Source organism: Cribrihabitans pelagius (assembly GCF_048820915.1).
Taxonomy (GTDB): Bacteria; Pseudomonadota; Alphaproteobacteria; order Rhodobacterales; family Rhodobacteraceae; genus Cribrihabitans_A; species Cribrihabitans_A pelagius.
In genome coordinates, this window is record NZ_JBMERR010000022.1 from 38,808 (window position 1) to 54,832 (window position 16,025).

Genomic DNA, 16,025 nt, shown 5'->3' on the forward strand with positions numbered 1-16,025 from the left:
GCTTTGCACTTCGCGGCGGCGCCTATTTCCCGCGCCGCCCGCGCGTGTTATCCCGGGTGCGACCCGGAGCTTGAGAAGGACCTTGCCGATGCGCCTCAACGAAGTGAGCTACAGCGACGCCGAACCGGTGGACGGCTACGGCCCGGGCTTCTTCCGCATCGGCGGCAAGGTGCATCAGGGCGCGGTGCTGACCTCGGGCGCGGGCACCGCGGCCTGGGGCGGCTATGACGACGCTGCACCGCTGCTGGCGCTCGCGGGCTCCGTCGACGTGCTGTTTGTCGGCACAGGCGCCGAGATCGCCCATATCCCGGCGGAGCTGCGCCAGCGGCTGGAAGGCGAGGGGATCGGGGTGGAAGTGATGAACTCTCCCGCCGCCTGCCGCACCTACAACGTGCTTCTGTCCGAAGGCCGCCGCATTGCACTGGCCGCGCTGCCGGTCTGAGCAAGCCCCCCCCGACAATCGGCCCCCGGTTTGACCTGGCGCAAGGCGCGCAGCCGCCGATTGAGGCTTTTCATGCGCCGGGGCAATGGGATATGCGAAATTCATGACATTGAATGTGAGTGATCTGAGCGTGGCACGCGGCGGCCTTCCGGTGCTGGAAGGCGTGAGCTTTACGCTGGATTCCGGCCGGGCGCTGATCCTTCGCGGGCCCAATGGCAGCGGCAAGACCACGCTGCTGCGCACCATTGCCGGGTTGCAGCCGCCGCTTAGGGGCCGGATCGAAGGCGCCGAGGACCGTATCGCCTATGCCGCTCATTCCGATGGGCTGAAACCGGCGCTGACGGTGGCGGAGAACCTCTCCTTCTGGGCCAGCGTCTTTGGCAGGAACGGGATCGAACATGCGCTGGAGGCATTTGACCTGCAAGCCTTGCGGAGCCGGCAGGCGGGGATGCTCTCGGCGGGGCAGAAGCGGCGGCTCGGCTTGAGCCGGATGCTGGTCACCGGGCGGCCAATCTGGGTGATGGATGAACCCACGGTGAGCCTTGATCGGACTTCGGTTGCTTTGTTCGCGGACGCCGTGCGGGCGCATTTGGCGCAGGGCGGGGCGGCGCTGATCGCCACGCATATCGACCTCGGCCTGGAGGGCGAGGTGCTGGACGTGACCCCCTTCAAGGCGGTGCCGCCCGCGCTCGGCGATTTGGACGGAGGCTTCCTGTGACCGCGCTGCTGCTCAGGGACCTGAAGCTGGCGTTCCGGGCGGGCGGCGGCTTTGGCTTGGGGCTTGCGTTTTTCCTGATCGTGACCGTGATGGTGCCGTTTTCGGTTGGTCCGCAGTCCGAACTGCTGGCGCGGATTGCGCCGGGTGTCCTCTGGCTGGGGGCGCTGCTGGCCTGCCTCCTGTCGCTCGACCGGCTGCTGGCCTTGGACTGGGAGGACGGCTCGCTCGACCTTCTGGCCACCGCGCCCTTGCCGCTGGAGGCGACGGTGAGCATCAAGGCGCTGGCGCACTGGCTGACCACCGGGCTGCCGCTGGTGCTGGCGGCGCCGCTCCTGGGCGTGCTCCTGAACCTGCCCGCGGCGGGGTTCCGCTGGCTGCTGATCTCGCTGCTGCTCGGAACACCCGCGCTGAGCGTGATCGGCACCTTCGGCGCGGCGCTGACGGTAGGGCTGAAGCGCGGCGGGCTGCTGCTGTCGCTTCTGGTGATGCCGCTTTATGTGCCGACCCTGATCTTTGGCGCCGAAGTGGCGCGGCGCGGGGCGGAAGGGCTCGCGGTGCAGACACCGCTCCTGCTGCTCGCGGGGATCTCTGCCGCCTGCATCGGGTTGCTGCCCTTTGCCAGCGCCGCCGTGCTGCGCGTCAATTTGCGCTAGTCTCCATGCCGTCACCGTGAATTGAGATATCCTGAAGCAAGAGCTAAATAGCCACCATGTCGATCTGGGAATACGCCAATCCGAAGAAGTTCCTCGCCACCACCGAGAAGGTGATGCCGGCGCTGTGGACGCTCTCTGCCGTGCTGGTCGGGGCGGGGCTGATCTGGGGCTTCTTCTTCACGCCGGATGACTACCGGCAGGGCGCCACCGTGAAGATCATCTTCCTGCATGTGCCCGCCGCGCTGATGGCGATCAACGCCTGGTTCATGATGCTGGTCGCCTCGCTGATCTGGGTGATCCGCCGCCACCATGTGAGCGCGCTTGCGGCGCGTGCCGCCGCGCCGGTGGGGGTGGTGATGACGCTGATCGCGCTGGTGACCGGTGCGATCTGGGGCGAGCCGATGTGGGGCACCTGGTGGGCCTGGGATCCGCGGCTCACGTCATTTCTGGTGCTGTTCCTGTTCTACCTTGGCTATATCGCCTTGTGGGAGGCGATTGACAATCCCGACACCGCCGCCGATCTGACCGCGATCCTGTGTCTGGTGGGGTCAGTCTTTGCCGTGCTCAGCCGCTATGCGGTCAACTTCTGGAACCAGGGGCTGCATCAGGGCGCGTCGCTGTCGCTCGACAAGGAGGAGAACGTCGCCGATGTCTTCTCGACCCCGCTTTATGTCTGCATGGCGGGCTTTGGGATCCTGTTCATTGCGCTGGTGTTCTACCGCACCGGAACCGAAATCCGCGCCCGCCGCATCAAGACGCTTTTGGCGCGCGAACGCCTGGAGGCCTGATGGCTGATCTGATGCCCGATCTGGGAAAATACGCCGATACGGTGCTGACCGCTTATGCCGCGTCGCTGCTGCTGCTCGCGGCGCTGGTGGTGCTGACCATCTGGCGCGGCCGCCGGGTGCGCCGCGACATGGAAGAGCTGGAAGGCCGGGTGAAGCGCAATGGCTAAGATCTCTCCCCTGATGGCCATTCCGGGGCTGGTTTTTGCCGGCTTCGTCGGCCTTGCGCTGGTGGGGATGTTCCGCGAGGACCCGGACAGCCTGCCCTCGGCCCGCGAAGGCCAGCCCGCGCCGCCGGTGGTGCTGGAAGACTTCCCCGGCAAGGAGAGCTTCACCGATGCCGACCTGCGCGAGGGCGGGGTGAAGCTGGTGAACTACTGGGCCAGCTGGTGCGCGCCCTGCCGGGTGGAGCACCCCAACCTGGAGGCGCTGGCGGCCGAAGGCATCCCGATCTACGGGGTGAACTACAAGGACCGGCTGGACCAGGCCGAAGGCTTCCTGGAGGAGCTGGGCGACCCTTACACCGGGATCGGCCGCGACGAAAAGGGCCGGATGGCGATCGACTGGGGGCTTTACGGCGTGCCGGAGACCTATGTGATCGATGGCGAGGGCAAGATCGTCCTGCGCTTTGCCGGGCCGCTGACGCAGCGGGCGATTGAGAAGACCTTGCGCCCGGCGCTGGAGAAGGCGCGCGGCGGTTAAGCGGGCGCGCGCCCGCTTCCGCGCGGCGCATCCCCGTCGCGCCCCCTCGCGGCGGCGATAGGGTGAGGCCGGGTGTCCCCCGGGAGGGCGCACGATGTTGCGGGGATAAGATGTTGCGGGGATAGACTGCCAGACACGAGTGTTCGGATCGCCCCCCGCGCGCCGTCGATGCGCGGATGGGTCCTTGGGGCACGGGAGAAAGGGCCCGCCTTTGGCGGGAATTTTCTGTGATGGCAGGCACCTGTGATGGCAGGAAAAGGGGCTCGGAGCTCACCCAAGCAGCAGCTTCGGAGCCCTCCACGCCGGATCCCTGCCTGCCAGACGCCCGCACCCCGGGCAAGCCCAATAGCCGTCTCCCCGCCAGTGGCGGGGCCCCTCGGCGATTGCGCTGGCCCGGCGCGCCTGCGCCCGGCCGCCGAGGCTCAGGCGAGGACGGCTCCGAAGCAGCGGCTCAGGCGAAAACCGAGAAGTCTAGGTCGAGGCCGGTGCCAAGCCAGATGCCGTGGTCGCGGTGGTCGGCGAGATCGTCGCCGGTCTCCGGGTGGGCAAAGACGGTGAGCCCGTTCCGGTTCAGCGCGAGCCAGGGCAGGAGGCGGGCGAATTGCTCTGGGCTGGCGGTGAGCTGGCAGGACCACATCGGGTGCGGCCCGACGCATTTCTCGTGCACGCGCCCCATCTGCAGGCCGAAGGTCGCGGCGGCGGTTTCGCAGAGCGCCCGCGCGCCTGCCACCGTGGCTTCGTCGAAGTAGATATGAGCGTGGTAGCCGGTGATGCTGTCTAACTGTTTCATGCCGCCAGTATCCGGATTCGCCGGCGGTGCGGCAATCGCATTCTGGGAACAGATGCCCTGCGCGGCGCGGCAGGGGCGGCTACAGGCGATAGCCCGCCGAGACGGTCAGAATTTCACCGGTGACCGAACGCGCTGCGTCTGAGGCGAGGAAGAACACCGCCTCGGCGATATCATCGGCGCTGGCGAGGCGGCCAAGCGCGGACTCGTCCGTGAACAATTTGGTCAACGCCGCATCCCGGGGCGATTCGGGCACATTGACGGCACCCGGGGCAACCGCATTCACGCGAATGCCCCTGGGGCCCAGTTCCTTTGCCATGGCGCGGGTCCAGAGGTTGAGGGCGGCCTTGCTGGCACCATAGGTGGCCGCGCCCCGCGGTGGCAGCACCGCGTTGACCGAGGAGATGCTGACAACGGCCGCGCCCGGCTGCAGGTGGGGCAGCGCGGCGCTGAGCAGCGCTTGCGGGGCCAGGAGGTTGAGGTCGAGGATGGCGCGTTGTGCACCGGCGTCAAAGGCATCAGCCGGGCTTTGCGCCACGGATCCTGCATTGTTCACGATCACATCGAGCCGCCCGAAGCGCGCAATGGTATCTTCCACGACCGCCTGAGCTGCGCCGGGCTGGGTGAGGTCGGCCCTCAGCGCCAGCACGTCCGGCTGTCCCTCACGCGCCGGGTCCGGGCGGGTGGTGCACCAGGTCAGGGCCAGGGCGTGGCTGCCGGCGAACCGCGCGGCAATTGCGCGGCCGATGCCGTAGGCGCCGCCGGTTATCAGAACGGTTTTGGTCATCGGATTCGCTTTCCGGCTATTGACGGGAGTACCGGAAAAAGAAGGGCACCCCGAAGGGTGCCCGTCAAGGTTGAAGGCAAAGCACAGGCCTTACGATTTCGCCAGGTTGCGCAGCACGTAGTGCAGCACGCCGCCGTGTTCGATGTATTCCTTCTCCGGCGCGGTATCGATCCGGCACTTCAGCGTGATGGTCTTGGTGCTGCCATCCGCGAAGGTGATGCTGCAAGGCACTTCCTGCTGCGGCTCGATGGCGTCGAGTCCGTGGATCGAGACGGTTTCCTCGCCGGTGAGGCCCAGCGATTTGCGGGTGTCGCCGCCGGTGAACTCGAACGGAATCACCCCCATGCCGACCAGGTTGGAGCGGTGGATGCGCTCGAAGCTTTCCGCGATCACGGCCTTCACGCCCAGAAGCGCGGTGCCCTTGGCCGCCCAGTCGCGCGAGGAGCCGGCGCCATACTGTTCGCCGCCGAACACCACCAGCGGGGTGCCCTGCTCCTGGTAGGCCATCGAGGCCTCGTAGACCGAGGTCTGCTTGCCGTCCGGGCCCTTGGTGTAGCCGCCTTCGACGCCGTCCAGCATTTCGTTGCGGATGCGGATGTTGGCGAAGGTTCCGCGCATCATGATCTCGTGGTTGCCGCGCCGCGAGCCGTAGGAGTTGAACTCGCGCGGCTGCACCTGGCGCTCCAAGAGGTACTCGCCGGCGGGTGTGGTGCTGGCAAAGGAGCCCGCAGGCGAGATATGGTCGGTGGTGACCATGTCGCCCAGCATCAGGAGCACCTTGGCGCCCTCGATATTGGAGATCGTGCCCGGCTCGGTGCCCATGTCCTGGAAGTAGGGCGGGTTCTGGATGTAGGTGGAGGTTGCGGGCCAGTCGTAGGTCTCCGCGTCGGTGGTCTCCACCGATTGCCACTTCTCGTCGCCCTTGAAGACATCGGCGTATTTCGACTGGAAGGCTTCCCGCGTCACGGTCTGCTCGACTAGGTCGGCGATTTCCTTCTGGGTCGGCCAGAGATCCTTCAGGTAGACGTCCTTGCCGTCCTTGTCCTGGCCAAGCGATGCCGTAGTGATGTCGATATTCATGTCACCGGCCAGCGCATAGGCCACCACCAGGGGCGGCGAGGCCAGGTAGTTGGCGCGCACATCAGGCGAGATGCGGCCCTCGAAGTTGCGGTTGCCCGAGAGCACCGAGACGCCGATCAGGTCGTTGTCGTTGATGCACTTGGAGATTTCCTCTTCCAGCGGACCGGAGTTGCCGATGCAGGTGGTGCAGCCATAGCCGACGAGGTTGAAGCCGATGGCGTCCAGGTGCTTCTGCAGGCCAGCGGCCTCCAGATACTCCGACACCACCTGCGAGCCCGGCGCCAGCGAGGTCTTGACCCAGGGCTTGCGGGTGAGGCCGCGCTCATGCGCCTTTTTCGCAACCAGCCCGGCGCCGATCATCACATAGGGGTTCGAGGTATTGGTGCAGGAGGTGATCGAGGCGATCACGATGGAGCCGTCGTGAAGCTGGTAATTGTGCTCGTCCGTGGAGACGAAGCCCAGCTTGTGGTGGCCTTCGTTGCCGGGAATATCCTGCGGCTCGGGCTGGCCGCCCTCGCCCTCCCAGCGGCCTTCCGCCTGCTCGCTGGCATCCTTGGCGGAGCGCTGGCCCTCGACATATTTGTGGAAGGTGGTGGCCGCCTCATCCAGCGCGATATAGTCCTGCGGCCGCTTGGGGCCGGAGATCGCGGGCACGATGGTGCCCATGTCCAGGTGCAGCGTGTCGGTGTAGACCGGGTTGTAATCCGCGCCGCGCCAGAAGCCGTTTTCCTTGGCATAGGCTTCAACCAGCGCGATGCGGTCCTTGTCGCGGCCGGTGTTCTTCAGGTAGCGGATGGTTTCGGCGTCGATCGGGAAGAAGCCGCAAGTGGCGCCGTATTCGGGCGCCATGTTGGCGATGGTCGCACGGTCGGCCAGCGGCAGCTTGTCGAGGCCGGAGCCATAGAACTCCACGAATTTCCCGACCACGCCCAGCTCTCGAAGCATTTCCACGACCTTAAGCACCAGGTCGGTGCCAGTGGTGCCCTCGGTCATCTCGCCGGTGAGCTCGAAGCCGACCACTTCGGGGATCAGCATGGAAATCGGCTGGCCCAGCATCGCGGCCTCCGCCTCGATGCCGCCGACGCCCCATCCCAGCACCGCGGCGCCGTTCACCATGGTGGTGTGGCTGTCGGTGCCCACGAGGGTATCGGGGTAGGCGACTTCCTCGCCGTTCTGGTCCACGTCCGTCCAGACAGTCTGCGCCAGGTATTCCAGGTTCACCTGGTGGCAGATGCCGGTGCCCGGCGGCACCACGCGGAAGTTATTGAAGGCGCCCTGGCCCCATTTCAGGAACTGGTAGCGCTCCATGTTGCGCTCGTACTCGCGGTCGACGTTCATCTGGAAGGCGCGCGGGTTGCCGAATTCGTCGATCATCACCGAGTGGTCGATGACCAGATCGACCGGGTTCAGCGGGTTGATCTTCTGGGCGTCGCCGCCAAGCGCCTTGATGCCGTCGCGCATCGCCGCGAGGTCGACCACGGCCGGAACGCCGGTGAAGTCCTGCATCAGCACACGGGCCGGGCGGTAGGCGATCTCGCGCGGGTTCCTGCCGCCCTTCTCGGCCCATTCGCCAAAGGCCCTGATGTCGTCGGTGGAGACCGAGAAGCCGCCGTCCTCGAAACGCAGCATGTTTTCCAGAACCACCCTCAGCGCGGCCGGCAGTCTGGAGAAATCGCCAAGCCCGGCCTCGGTGGCGGCGGGGATCGAGTAGTAGGCGATGGTTTTTCCGCCTGCGCTCAACTGCTTGCGCGTGCTGGCGGTGTCCGTTCCGACGTTGATAGGCATACTTGGCCTCCCTCAGGAATATGTGTGCAGGGAATTCGCTAATGCGAACTTGGAGCAGTGCGGCCGCGCTTTCAATAGCCAGCAGCGCAAACAGGCGGTTTTTTTGTATGCGATGGTACACAGAAAAAGCCGAAAGATCACCGGAGGCTGCGCGGCGCGGGCGCTGTCAAATTACTTTGATTGGCCTTGGCGGCGGCATCCGGCTAAGCCAGCAGGAGAGGTAGCAGCGTGGATGGACCGATGAGACGGCTTGCGGCGATGGCGGCGGTTTTGGCGATGGCTCTGCCGGTCCGCGCGCAGGCGCAGGAGGCGGTCCCGCGGGGGCCGGATGCGCCGGAGGCACCCGTGCTTGTCGAGCTGTTCACCTCCCAGGGCTGCGCCGCCTGCCCGCCGGCCGATGCGCTGCTGCATCGGCTGGCCGGGCGCGAGGGCGTGCTGCCGCTGGCGCTGCACGTGGATTACTGGGACTACATCGGCTGGAAGGACCGCTTTGCCGATCCTGCGCATACCAAGCGGCAGAAGGGCTATGCCCAGATTGCCGGGCGGCGGATGATCTACACCCCGCAGATGATCGTGATGGGCACCGATGACGTGATGGGCGCCGATGCGGTGCAAGTGGCGGAGGCGATCGCCCGCCACAGCAGCGCGCCGCGCGCGGTCTCGGTCGGGCTCACGCGCGCGGGCGGGAGCCTGAATATCCACCTTGCGCCGCGCGGCAGCGCGGCGGAGGGCTTTGCCCAGGGCATAGCGGGGGCTGACCGGCTGGTGGTGCATCTGGTGCGTTATGCGCCGCTGAAGACGGTGCGCATCACCCGCGGCGAGCTGGCCGGGCGCACGCTGAGCTATGCCAATGTGGTGGAGGGCTGGCAGGCGGTGGCCGAATGGGACGGCCGCGCGCCGCTGGATCTGACGGTGCCGCTGCCCGGCCCCAACCGTGCCGCCGTGGTGGTGCAGCAAGGCGCTCACGGGCCGGTTCTGGCGGCTGCCAGGGCTGACTAGAGGGGCTGATTGAACAGGCCGGACTGAACGGGGCCGGACTGAACAGGGCCGGTCAATCCGCCGCCGCTGCCGCCTTGCGCTGCTTTGCGGCAGCCACGAAGGGTTTCCAGCGCCGGTGGATCCAGAACCACTGGCCGGGATAGCGGCGCACCACCGTTTCCAGATCGGCGGTCAGTGCACGGGTCATGGTTGAGGCGTCGCTGTGGGCGATCTCCTCATGCATCAGGATCTCAAAATCGAGACCATTGTCCTGGCGCACCGCATAGACCGGGATCAGCGCGGCATTGAACTTCAGCGCCATTTCGGCCGGCACGGTGGAGGTGACGGCAGGCTTGCCGAAGAATTCGATCGGCTCGCCGCCCTGGGCGTGCAGGTCGGTGACGATGGCGATGATTCCGCCTTTCTTGAGATGGCGCACCATCTCGACCATGCCGCGCTTGCCCTGTTCGAACATCAGATCGCCCGTGGTCTTCATCGCGGCGACGTAATGCTCGTTGAAATAGGGGTTCGCCATGCGCCGGTAGAGCGCGCCGATCTCGTGGCCGCGCGCCATCAGCGCGGCGCGGGCGGCGTCGTAATTGCCGAAATGCGCGGTGGCAAAGACCACCGGCCGGCCTTCGGCGCGGGCGCGTTCCAGCGCCGCCAGCCCCGGCCCGGTCACCGGCGCGGTGCGGGCGCGGCGGCGGAAGGCCTCCCCTCCGTAAAGCTCGGTGATCATCCGGCCTGCGTTGTCGCTCACCTGGCGGTAAAGCGTATCGGCATCGGTGTCCGCAAGCTCGGGGCGGATCAGCGCGAGATTGTCGCGCACCCGCTTGTCGAACCGCGCCAGCCGCCCCATCGCCGTGACCAGCCGGCCCATCAGCGGCACCCGCCAGCGGTAGGGCAACACGCGGGTCGCCAGCAGCAGCCCGCGCAGGAACAGGTTGCTGCCGAAATACTTGATGTGGCTCCAGGTGGAGAGTTCGGAGGGGTCTACGGGCATGGCGTCTGGACTGCTGCGGCGCATGAATGCGGTTCAAGATGCGCATCTTACTGGCGGTCCGCGGCGGGCACAAGCCGGGCGGCGGGATAGCGCGGGCGCCGGTATTGGCACCGGCCGCAGGCTCCGGTTGCCGGCGGCCTGCGGCAGGCACAAGCCGGGCGGCGGGAGAGCGCGGGCGGCTGCACAGGTCCGGCCGCCGGCGCCGGCCAGCAGCTGCGCCGGCTTTGTCTGCGCCGGCGCGACCCGGTGCCGCCCTGGCCGCGGCCGGGGCCGGGTTCTGAGGAGACCCGGCGCAGACGAACGTGCAAGGGGCCTCCCGGCGGCGCCAAACGATGGCAATGCGGCGGCGCCCGGCGGCGGATGCCCTTGGCCCGGTGCGGCGGGTGCGCCCTGGTTGCGGGAGGCTCTGTATGCTGCGGCGCCAGCGGGCGGCGCGGCGCTAGGAGTCCTCCTCGTCGGACTTCAGCTCGATCTCGCCGGTGGCGACCAGGTCGCGCATGGCGGTGATGATCAGGCTGATCGCGGTCTCGCCGTCGCTGCGCTTGACCTTGCCGCGTTCGGCCACTTCCTCGCGGATGTTGGCGGCCATCCGTGTCGACATGTTCTTGAGCAGGAACTCGTTGGTGGCGATGTCGTCCTCGTCGCTGGCGTAGGCCATGGCGTTGACCAGATCGGGCTGGGCGACCACCCGCATCAGCTTGGGCACGTCGAGCGCCTGCATGCGTTCGCCGATCAGCGCATAGGTGAAGATCGCCTTGCGCACGTTGGTGGCAAATTCCTCGTCTTCCTCGTCCAGCGCCGTCAGCACCTCCTCGCGCTTGGCAGCGGCGGCTTCGGTGAGGATCGCGCCCATGCGCTGGCCCGGGGTGTCGTTGAAGGCGAGATCGGGGCGCGCCTCCACCTGGGCGGCCAGCGACAGGCCGATGCGGTCCACGGTCTCCGGTGTCACATTGGCGGTCTGGCTCACCGCATAGGTGATGCGCCGTGCCACCGGCCCGGGCAGATGCACCAGCATCTGCGCCGCCTTGGCGGTGTCGAGCTTGGAAAGCAGCACTGCCGCGACCTCGGTGCTTTCGGCCTGGGCCAGCTCCGCCAGGTCTTCGGGCGTGAGCCGCTTGAGCCGCTCCCACGGGTCGCCGAACTGGCGCACCCCGGCCTCCTTCCTGAGGCGGCTGTGGGTGTAGCGGCTGATCTTGCCCTCCATCGCGTTGAGCGCGCCGGCCAGGCCATTGGGAAAAGAAAGGCCGACATTGTCCAGCATTTCGGCAAATTCGCTGGCCACAGCATGCAGCGTATCGCGGTCGACGATGCGCATCTTGCCCATCTGCTGGGTGAGTTCCAGCTGCAGATCGTCCGGCAGCTCCTCCAGCGGCACATCCGCGCCTTCATTCAGCAGGAGCCGCACGATGATCGCGGCCTTGGCCTTGCCGCTGAGGCCGGCCGCACCGCCGCCGCCGGAGGGCGCGCCGCCGCCGAAATTGCCGAGATCCATCCCCGGGGAAGCCGATGGCAGCGCCAGCATGTTGTCTTGAGGCATTCTCGCACCTTAGCCAAAAAGATTCTTCTTCATCCGGGCTCAGGTTACGGCAGGAGCGGTAAAGAAAGCCTGAAGCTCAGTAGCCGTAGGACGCGCCTGTCTCCAAAGCCTTGCGCAGCGAGACCTCGGCCCAGCTGCCGCTGCCGCCCCGCGCCCGGATCTGTTGCCACTGTAGCAGCGCAGCGCCGGATTTGCCCTGCTCCACAAGGCCCTGGCCCATATACGAACGGGCAAGGAGATTATCCGGATCGCGCAGGAGAGCCTGATCGTAAGCGGCCCTGGCCTCGGCGGAATTGCCAAGCTTGCGGTGGGTGAAGCCCCAATAGGTGAGCACCAGCGAATCCTGCTGATCCGCCATCGCAGAGAGCACCGCCTGGGCATCCTCAATGCGCCCCGCGTAGGCCAGCTCGCGCGCGGCACCCAGCAGCTGCTGCTGGTTCAGCGAGGACTGGCGCGGCCGCACGCAGCGTTTCTTCTTTGCGTCCCAGACCTTCTTGCCCTTGCAGACCCTGGTGGTTTCAGTGGGCTTCGGCGGGCTCCAGTCATTGCCGCTTGCGGCAAAAGCGGCGGGGGAGGCCACAGCCAGCGACAGGAGCAGGGGCAGAACGGGGGCGATGCGCATGGGGGGGTCTCCGCGTGGGGGCAGGGCGTGGGTCCGGCGCAGGATAGCGCGGGCCCGCCCGGATGGCGCGGTTAAATTGCATCACGTTTGCGGGAAGCGCGGGCGGAGGCGGGCCGGGGGCAGGGCAGGGCGGGGTAGTTACAGGACCGGCCGTCAGCCGTCGAGCGGCTGGGCAAAGGCGTGTGTCAGCCGGCGGCGCAGGGTTCCGGCCCGGCGCAGATAGCCAATGCGGGCCTGGTCTTTGGCCTGGTCCTGGCCGTGGTCCTGAGCGCAAGCCAAGGCGCGGTTTTCCACCCGGGCGAGCTCTCGCAGCACCCCGGCGCGCAGGAGGAAGTTCAGCAGGGCGCGGTCCAGCGGCAGGCGGTACGTCTTGAAGAAGAAGGCAACGCTCTGCCGCCGAACTGCGCCCGGACCTATCTCGGCGGGATCGCAGGCGAGGTTCAAATCGGCCAGCAGGAAACTTGTGACATTATGGATGGCGGGCTGTTCGGCAGCATAGGCAAGGTCCAGCCCGCAAGCCGTGCCCGGCGCCAGAATAAGGTTGCCGCTGTGGTAATCTCCATGGGCGAACACCACCGGGCAGGGGCGGCCCTGCACCCGGCCGGCATCGCGCTGCAGCGCCGCCCAAAGCGGCGCATCCGCGCACGGCAGCACCCGCCCGCCTTCGGCCGCCTGTTCCTGCAGCCGCTCGAAGACCCGGTCCACGGTCAGGCTTTCCTCGCCTGCAGGCTGCAGCCTGTGCATATGGTCGAGCCAGCGCCCGGCTCGGCGGAAGACCTGATTGGCCTGTGCCTGCGGCGGCGCGGAGCGCAGCACGTCTGTGGCGGTGCGCCCGGCCTGAAAACCGGTGACATGGAAGCTTTCGTCGCGGCCTAGGTAAAGCGGTTTCACGATGCTGCAGGCCCCGGCCGTGGCAAAATGCGGCACCAATCGCTCAAACAGGTGGTATTCGCGCGCGATCCAACGGCTTGGAGTGTTGAAATTCTTCTTGAGGATCACGGTGGCGCCGTCTTCCAGCCGCACAGCAAAGACCCTCTGCGCCCGCTCGCCATCAAAGGAGCGGTGCAGGCAATGAACGCTGAAGCTGCCGCCCCTGCCGCTGGCGGCAAGGAACTCCGCCACATGGCTGCGGATCAGCGGTTCGTCAAATTCGGCAAACAGGAGCATGTCAGGGGCAAGGAATGTGATTGGTCAGGCAATGCCCCTCCCTAACAGTGCGGCGGCTCGGCCGAAACGAAAAACGCCCCGCCAGTTTGGCAGGGCGTTCGATACCTTGGGTCAGGCCCGGCTTACGCGCCGAACACCCGCGTGAAGATCGTGTCGACATGTTTGGTGTGGTAGCCCATGTCGAACTTCTCGTTGATCGCTTCTTCGCCGAGCGCGGCCACGACCTCGGCGTCGGCGAGCAGCAGCTCGCGGAAGTCGACGCGCTCCTCCCAGACCTTGAGCGCGTTGCGCTGCACCATCGCATAGGCGTCCTCGCGGCTGACACCGGCCTGGGTCAGCGCCAGAAGCACCCGCTGCGACATCACCAGGCCGGGGAACTTGTTCATGTTGTCCAGCATGTTCTCCGGGAAGATCAGCATCTTGGAGACAACACCCGCAAGCCGGTGCAGAGCGAAGTCCAGCGTCACCGTGGCATCGGGCGCAATGCCGCGCTCGACCGAGGAATGCGAGATGTCGCGCTCGTGCCACAGGGCCACGTTCTCCATCGCCGGGATCACTGCCATGCGCACCAGGCGGGCGAGCCCGGTGAGGTTCTCGGTCAAGACCGGGTTCTTCTTGTGCGGCATCGCCGAGGAGCCTTTTTGGCCCATCGAGAAGAACTCGGCGCCTTCCAGCACTTCGGTGCGCTGCATGTGGCGGATCTCGACGGCGATGTTCTCGATCGAGGAGGCGATGACGCCGAGGGTGGCGAAGAACATCGCGTGGCGGTCGCGCGGGATCACCTGGGTGGAGATCGGCTCGGGACGCAGGCCCAGCTGTTCGCAGACGTATTCTTCAATTGCCGGGTCGATGTTGGCAAAAGTGCCGACCGCGCCGGAGATTGCGCCGGTGGCGACTTCCTCGCGCGCGGCGGTCAGGCGCTGCTTGTTGCGGTCCATCTCGGCATAGAAGCGGGCGAAGGTGAGCCCCATGGTGGTGGGCTCGGCGTGGATGCCGTGGCTGCGGCCGACGCGCACGGTGTGCTTGTGTTCATGCGCGCGGGTCTTCAGCGCGTCGAGCAGCTTGTCCATGCCCGCGAGCAGGAGGTCGGCAGCACGCACCAGCTGCACGCTGAGGCAGGTGTCGAGCACGTCGGAGGAGGTCATGCCCTGATGCACGAAGCGGGCTTCCTCGGCGCCCACATGCTCGGCCAGGTGGGTGAGGAAGGCGATCACGTCATGCTTGGTGACTGCTTCGATCTCGTCGATGCGGGCAACATCGAATTCCACGTCCTTTGCTTTCCTCACGGCGTCGGCGTTCTCACGCGGGATCACGCCGAGGTTGGCCATCGCCTCGCAGGCATGGGCCTCGATCTCGTACCAGATCTTGAACTTGGTCTCGGGCGACCAGATGGCGACCATCTCGGGGCGGGCATAGCGGGGGATCATGGGCGAAGAAACCTCTTGCAAGTTGGGCTGCAGATGCCGCGGGTCTTAGAGGAGGCGGGGGCCGACAGCAAGGCTGGGGAGGCTATATGAGGCAGTTTGCCCGGGAGAGCGGGGCTGGCGCGGCGGCCGGTTGGCGGCCCGGGGCGGCGCCCGTGCTTGCCCGCACGGCCGCCACGGGCGGGGGACGCGCCGCGCTGGCGCGGCGCGCGGCCCAAGGCCGCTGCCCCTGCGATGCAGGGGCCGGGCGCGGGAGCCTCCCGCCCGTGCCCTGGCGCAACGGCGGGAGGCGGTGCCAGCCCGGCAGCGGCGGGGCTCAGTCCGGGGTGTCTTCCAGCTGGGTGATCACCTTGGCGCCGCTTTCCAGGGTGCGGTGCACCGGACATTTTCCGGCGATCTCCAACAGCTTTTCGCGCTGGGCGGCGCTCAGGGGGCCGCGCAGGCGGATCACCCGGGTGAACTGGTCGATCTTGGCCGGCCCCGCGGGCTGGGCGTCCTGCGCATGCACCTTGTCGTGGCTGATATCGACGCTGATGCCTTCCAGCGGCCAGCCCTTGCGGCGGGCATACATCCTCAGCGTCATTGAGGTGCAGGCGCCCAGCCCGGCCGAGATGAACCCGTAAGGCGTCATGCCGCGGTTGCTGCCGCCATATGCCAGGGGCTCGTCGGCATAGGTGTGATGCACAGGGCCCCACTGCACGTCCTGCAGGAAGCCGTCCGGGTCCGCCTCGCTCACCCGCAGGATGCCTTCGGGCGCGCCCGGTGGCGGCGCGGGCGGTGCCATCTCCACATAGCGCGCGGCCCAGGCGGCAATCACTTCGGCGGCATATTCCGCGTCCGCGGCGCGGCTGATCAGGTGGTCGGCGCCATCGAGGGTGACGAAGCTCTTGGGGTGTTTGGCGGCGGCAAAGATGGCGGCGGCATTGTCAATGCTCACGGTCTCATCCCGCGGCGCGTGCAGCACCAGGAGCGCCGCCTTCAGCCCGGCGATCGCGGGCTCCAGATTGGCGGCGGCAATATCCTCGACAAATTCCCGGCCCACGGTGAAGGGCCGTCCTCCCAGGCGGACTTCGGCGCTGCCCTGCTCGCGGATCTCGGGCAGGGCGGTCTCGAAGTGATGCGCCACATGGCCGGGATCGAAAGGCGCTGCCAGCGTCACGACGCCCTTGACCGAGGGGATGTCCGCCCGCGCGCGCAGCACCGCCGCGCCGCCGAGCGAATGGCCGATCAGCAGATCCGGCGCCATGCCCCGCCCGGCGAGGTACTGCCCTGCCGCCACCAGGTCGGCGACATTGGAGGTAAAGGAAGTGTTCTCGAACTCGCCTTCGGAATGGCCAAGCCCGGTGAAATCGAAGCGCAGCACCGCAATCCCCATTGCCGCCAGCCGCCCGGCAATGCGCCGCGCGGCGGGGATGTCCTTGGAGCAGGTGAAGCAATGGGCAAAAAGGGCTGTGGCCAGCACCGGCCCTTCGGGCAGGTCCAGCCGGGCCGCAAGCGGGGTGCCGCCGTGGCCGGGGAAGGTGATGCGTTCTGCGGGCATGACTGTCGCCTTTGT

Annotated in this window: 16 protein-coding genes; 7 read left to right on the plus strand and 9 right to left on the minus strand. The window is 67.2% G+C overall.

The genetic code is table 11. The annotated features are described in order from the left end of the window. Positions 1-88 precede the first annotated feature (88 nt). From ACOHX0_RS17795 to ACOHX0_RS17820, 6 genes are all read left to right on the plus strand, one after another. Entirely contained in the window at positions 89-442 is a 354-nt protein-coding gene (locus tag ACOHX0_RS17795) for an Mth938-like domain-containing protein (protein WP_420678497.1), read from the plus strand. Between the two features lie 103 nt (positions 443-545). Next, on the plus strand, positions 546-1,160 hold the full coding sequence (gene ccmA / locus ACOHX0_RS17800; protein WP_420678498.1) for a heme ABC exporter ATP-binding protein CcmA: 615 nt from the start codon (positions 546-548) through the stop codon (positions 1,158-1,160). After that, on the plus strand, positions 1,157-1,813 hold the full coding sequence (gene ccmB / locus ACOHX0_RS17805) for a heme exporter protein CcmB (RefSeq protein WP_420678499.1): 657 nt from the start codon (positions 1,157-1,159) through the stop codon (positions 1,811-1,813). Before ccmA ends, ccmB begins: the two co-directional genes overlap by 4 nt. A gap of 56 nt (positions 1,814-1,869) precedes the next feature. Then, on the plus strand, positions 1,870-2,601 hold the full coding sequence (locus ACOHX0_RS17810; protein ID WP_420678500.1) for a heme ABC transporter permease: 732 nt from the start codon (positions 1,870-1,872) through the stop codon (positions 2,599-2,601). 11 nt (positions 2,602-2,612) lie between these two features. Then, positions 2,613-2,768 (plus strand): heme exporter protein CcmD, encoded by a 156-nt coding sequence (ccmD, locus tag ACOHX0_RS17815; protein WP_420678537.1) that lies wholly within the window; start codon positions 2,613-2,615, stop codon positions 2,766-2,768. Continuing rightward, positions 2,761-3,300 (plus strand): DsbE family thiol:disulfide interchange protein, encoded by a 540-nt coding sequence (locus ACOHX0_RS17820; protein WP_420678501.1) that lies wholly within the window; start codon positions 2,761-2,763, stop codon positions 3,298-3,300. The genes ccmD and ACOHX0_RS17820 overlap by 8 nt, the downstream gene beginning before the upstream one ends. A gap of 451 nt (positions 3,301-3,751) precedes the next feature. Here ACOHX0_RS17820 and ACOHX0_RS17825 read toward each other — a convergent pair whose 3' ends face one another. The 3 genes from ACOHX0_RS17825 to acnA all read right to left on the minus strand — a co-directional run bounded on the left by ACOHX0_RS17825 (position 3,752) and on the right by acnA (position 7,739). Continuing rightward, entirely contained in the window at positions 3,752-4,090 is a 339-nt protein-coding gene (locus ACOHX0_RS17825) for a DOPA 4,5-dioxygenase family protein (RefSeq protein WP_420678502.1), read from the minus strand. A gap of 79 nt (positions 4,091-4,169) precedes the next feature. Continuing rightward, positions 4,170-4,874 (minus strand): SDR family NAD(P)-dependent oxidoreductase, encoded by a 705-nt coding sequence (locus ACOHX0_RS17830; RefSeq protein ID WP_420678503.1) that lies wholly within the window; start codon positions 4,872-4,874, stop codon positions 4,170-4,172. A gap of 90 nt (positions 4,875-4,964) precedes the next feature. Beyond that, on the minus strand, positions 4,965-7,739 hold the full coding sequence (gene acnA / locus ACOHX0_RS17835; RefSeq protein ID WP_420678504.1) for an aconitate hydratase AcnA: 2,775 nt from the start codon (positions 7,737-7,739) through the stop codon (positions 4,965-4,967). Between the two features lie 240 nt (positions 7,740-7,979). Here acnA and ACOHX0_RS17840 point away from each other — a divergent pair, with 240 nt between their 5' ends. Then, positions 7,980-8,738, plus strand: a complete 759-nt coding sequence (locus ACOHX0_RS17840) for a DUF1223 domain-containing protein (RefSeq protein ID WP_420678505.1) — start codon at positions 7,980-7,982, stop codon at positions 8,736-8,738. 52 nt (positions 8,739-8,790) lie between these two features. Here ACOHX0_RS17840 and ACOHX0_RS17845 read toward each other — a convergent pair whose 3' ends face one another. From ACOHX0_RS17845 to ACOHX0_RS17870, 6 genes are all read right to left on the minus strand, one after another. Continuing rightward, positions 8,791-9,720: a lysophospholipid acyltransferase family protein gene (locus ACOHX0_RS17845; protein WP_420678506.1), complete on the minus strand. Its 930-nt coding sequence runs from the start codon at positions 9,718-9,720 to the stop codon at positions 8,791-8,793. Between the two features lie 439 nt (positions 9,721-10,159). After that, positions 10,160-11,257, minus strand: a complete 1,098-nt coding sequence (locus ACOHX0_RS17850) for a flagellar motor switch protein FliG (RefSeq protein WP_420678507.1) — start codon at positions 11,255-11,257, stop codon at positions 10,160-10,162. 76 nt (positions 11,258-11,333) lie between these two features. After that, the gene (locus ACOHX0_RS17855; RefSeq protein WP_420678508.1) at positions 11,334-11,879 is read right to left on the minus strand and encodes a tetratricopeptide repeat protein; all 546 of its coding nucleotides are present in this window, start codon (positions 11,877-11,879) and stop codon (positions 11,334-11,336) included. 153 nt (positions 11,880-12,032) lie between these two features. After that, complete coding sequence (locus ACOHX0_RS17860) at positions 12,033-13,046, minus strand: aminoglycoside phosphotransferase family protein (RefSeq protein ID WP_420678509.1); 1,014 nt, start codon at positions 13,044-13,046, stop codon at positions 12,033-12,035. Positions 13,047-13,168: 122 nt separating this feature from the next. After that, positions 13,169-14,473 carry an adenylosuccinate lyase gene (gene purB, locus ACOHX0_RS17865; protein ID WP_420678510.1) on the minus strand — a complete coding sequence of 435 codons (1,305 nt, stop codon included), beginning with the start codon at positions 14,471-14,473 and terminating at the stop codon, positions 13,169-13,171. A 313-nt stretch (positions 14,474-14,786) separates the two neighbouring features. After that, a complete protein-coding gene (locus ACOHX0_RS17870) occupies positions 14,787-16,010 on the minus strand; it encodes a bifunctional alpha/beta hydrolase/OsmC family protein (RefSeq protein WP_420678511.1) in 1,224 nt (407 codons plus the stop codon). Positions 16,011-16,025: the final 15 nt, after the last annotated feature.

Coding starts and splice junctions, on each gene's coding strand:
- ACOHX0_RS17795 (WP_420678497.1), top strand. CDS start 89: ATGCGCCTCAACGAAGTGAGCTACAGCGACGCCGAACCGGTGGACGGC.
- ccmA (WP_420678498.1), top strand. CDS start 546: ATGACATTGAATGTGAGTGATCTGAGCGTGGCACGCGGCGGCCTTCCG.
- ACOHX0_RS17810 (WP_420678500.1), top strand. CDS start 1,870: ATGTCGATCTGGGAATACGCCAATCCGAAGAAGTTCCTCGCCACCACC.
- ccmD (WP_420678537.1), top strand. CDS start 2,613: ATGCCCGATCTGGGAAAATACGCCGATACGGTGCTGACCGCTTATGCC.
- ACOHX0_RS17820 (WP_420678501.1), top strand. CDS start 2,761: ATGGCTAAGATCTCTCCCCTGATGGCCATTCCGGGGCTGGTTTTTGCC.
- ACOHX0_RS17825 (WP_420678502.1), bottom strand. CDS start 4,090: ATGAAACAGTTAGACAGCATCACCGGCTACCACGCTCATATCTACTTC.
- ACOHX0_RS17830 (WP_420678503.1), bottom strand. CDS start 4,874: ATGACCAAAACCGTTCTGATAACCGGCGGCGCCTACGGCATCGGCCGC.
- acnA (WP_420678504.1), bottom strand. CDS start 7,739: ATGCCTATCAACGTCGGAACGGACACCGCCAGCACGCGCAAGCAGTTG.
- ACOHX0_RS17840 (WP_420678505.1), top strand. CDS start 7,980: ATGAGACGGCTTGCGGCGATGGCGGCGGTTTTGGCGATGGCTCTGCCG.
- ACOHX0_RS17845 (WP_420678506.1), bottom strand. CDS start 9,720: ATGCCCGTAGACCCCTCCGAACTCTCCACCTGGAGCCACATCAAGTAT.
- ACOHX0_RS17850 (WP_420678507.1), bottom strand. CDS start 11,257: ATGCCTCAAGACAACATGCTGGCGCTGCCATCGGCTTCCCCGGGGATG.
- ACOHX0_RS17855 (WP_420678508.1), bottom strand. CDS start 11,879: ATGCGCATCGCCCCCGTTCTGCCCCTGCTCCTGTCGCTGGCTGTGGCC.
- ACOHX0_RS17860 (WP_420678509.1), bottom strand. CDS start 13,046: ATGCTCCTGTTTGCCGAATTTGACGAACCGCTGATCCGCAGCCATGTG.
- purB (WP_420678510.1), bottom strand. CDS start 14,473: ATGATCCCCCGCTATGCCCGCCCCGAGATGGTCGCCATCTGGTCGCCC.
- ACOHX0_RS17870 (WP_420678511.1), bottom strand. CDS start 16,010: ATGCCCGCAGAACGCATCACCTTCCCCGGCCACGGCGGCACCCCGCTT.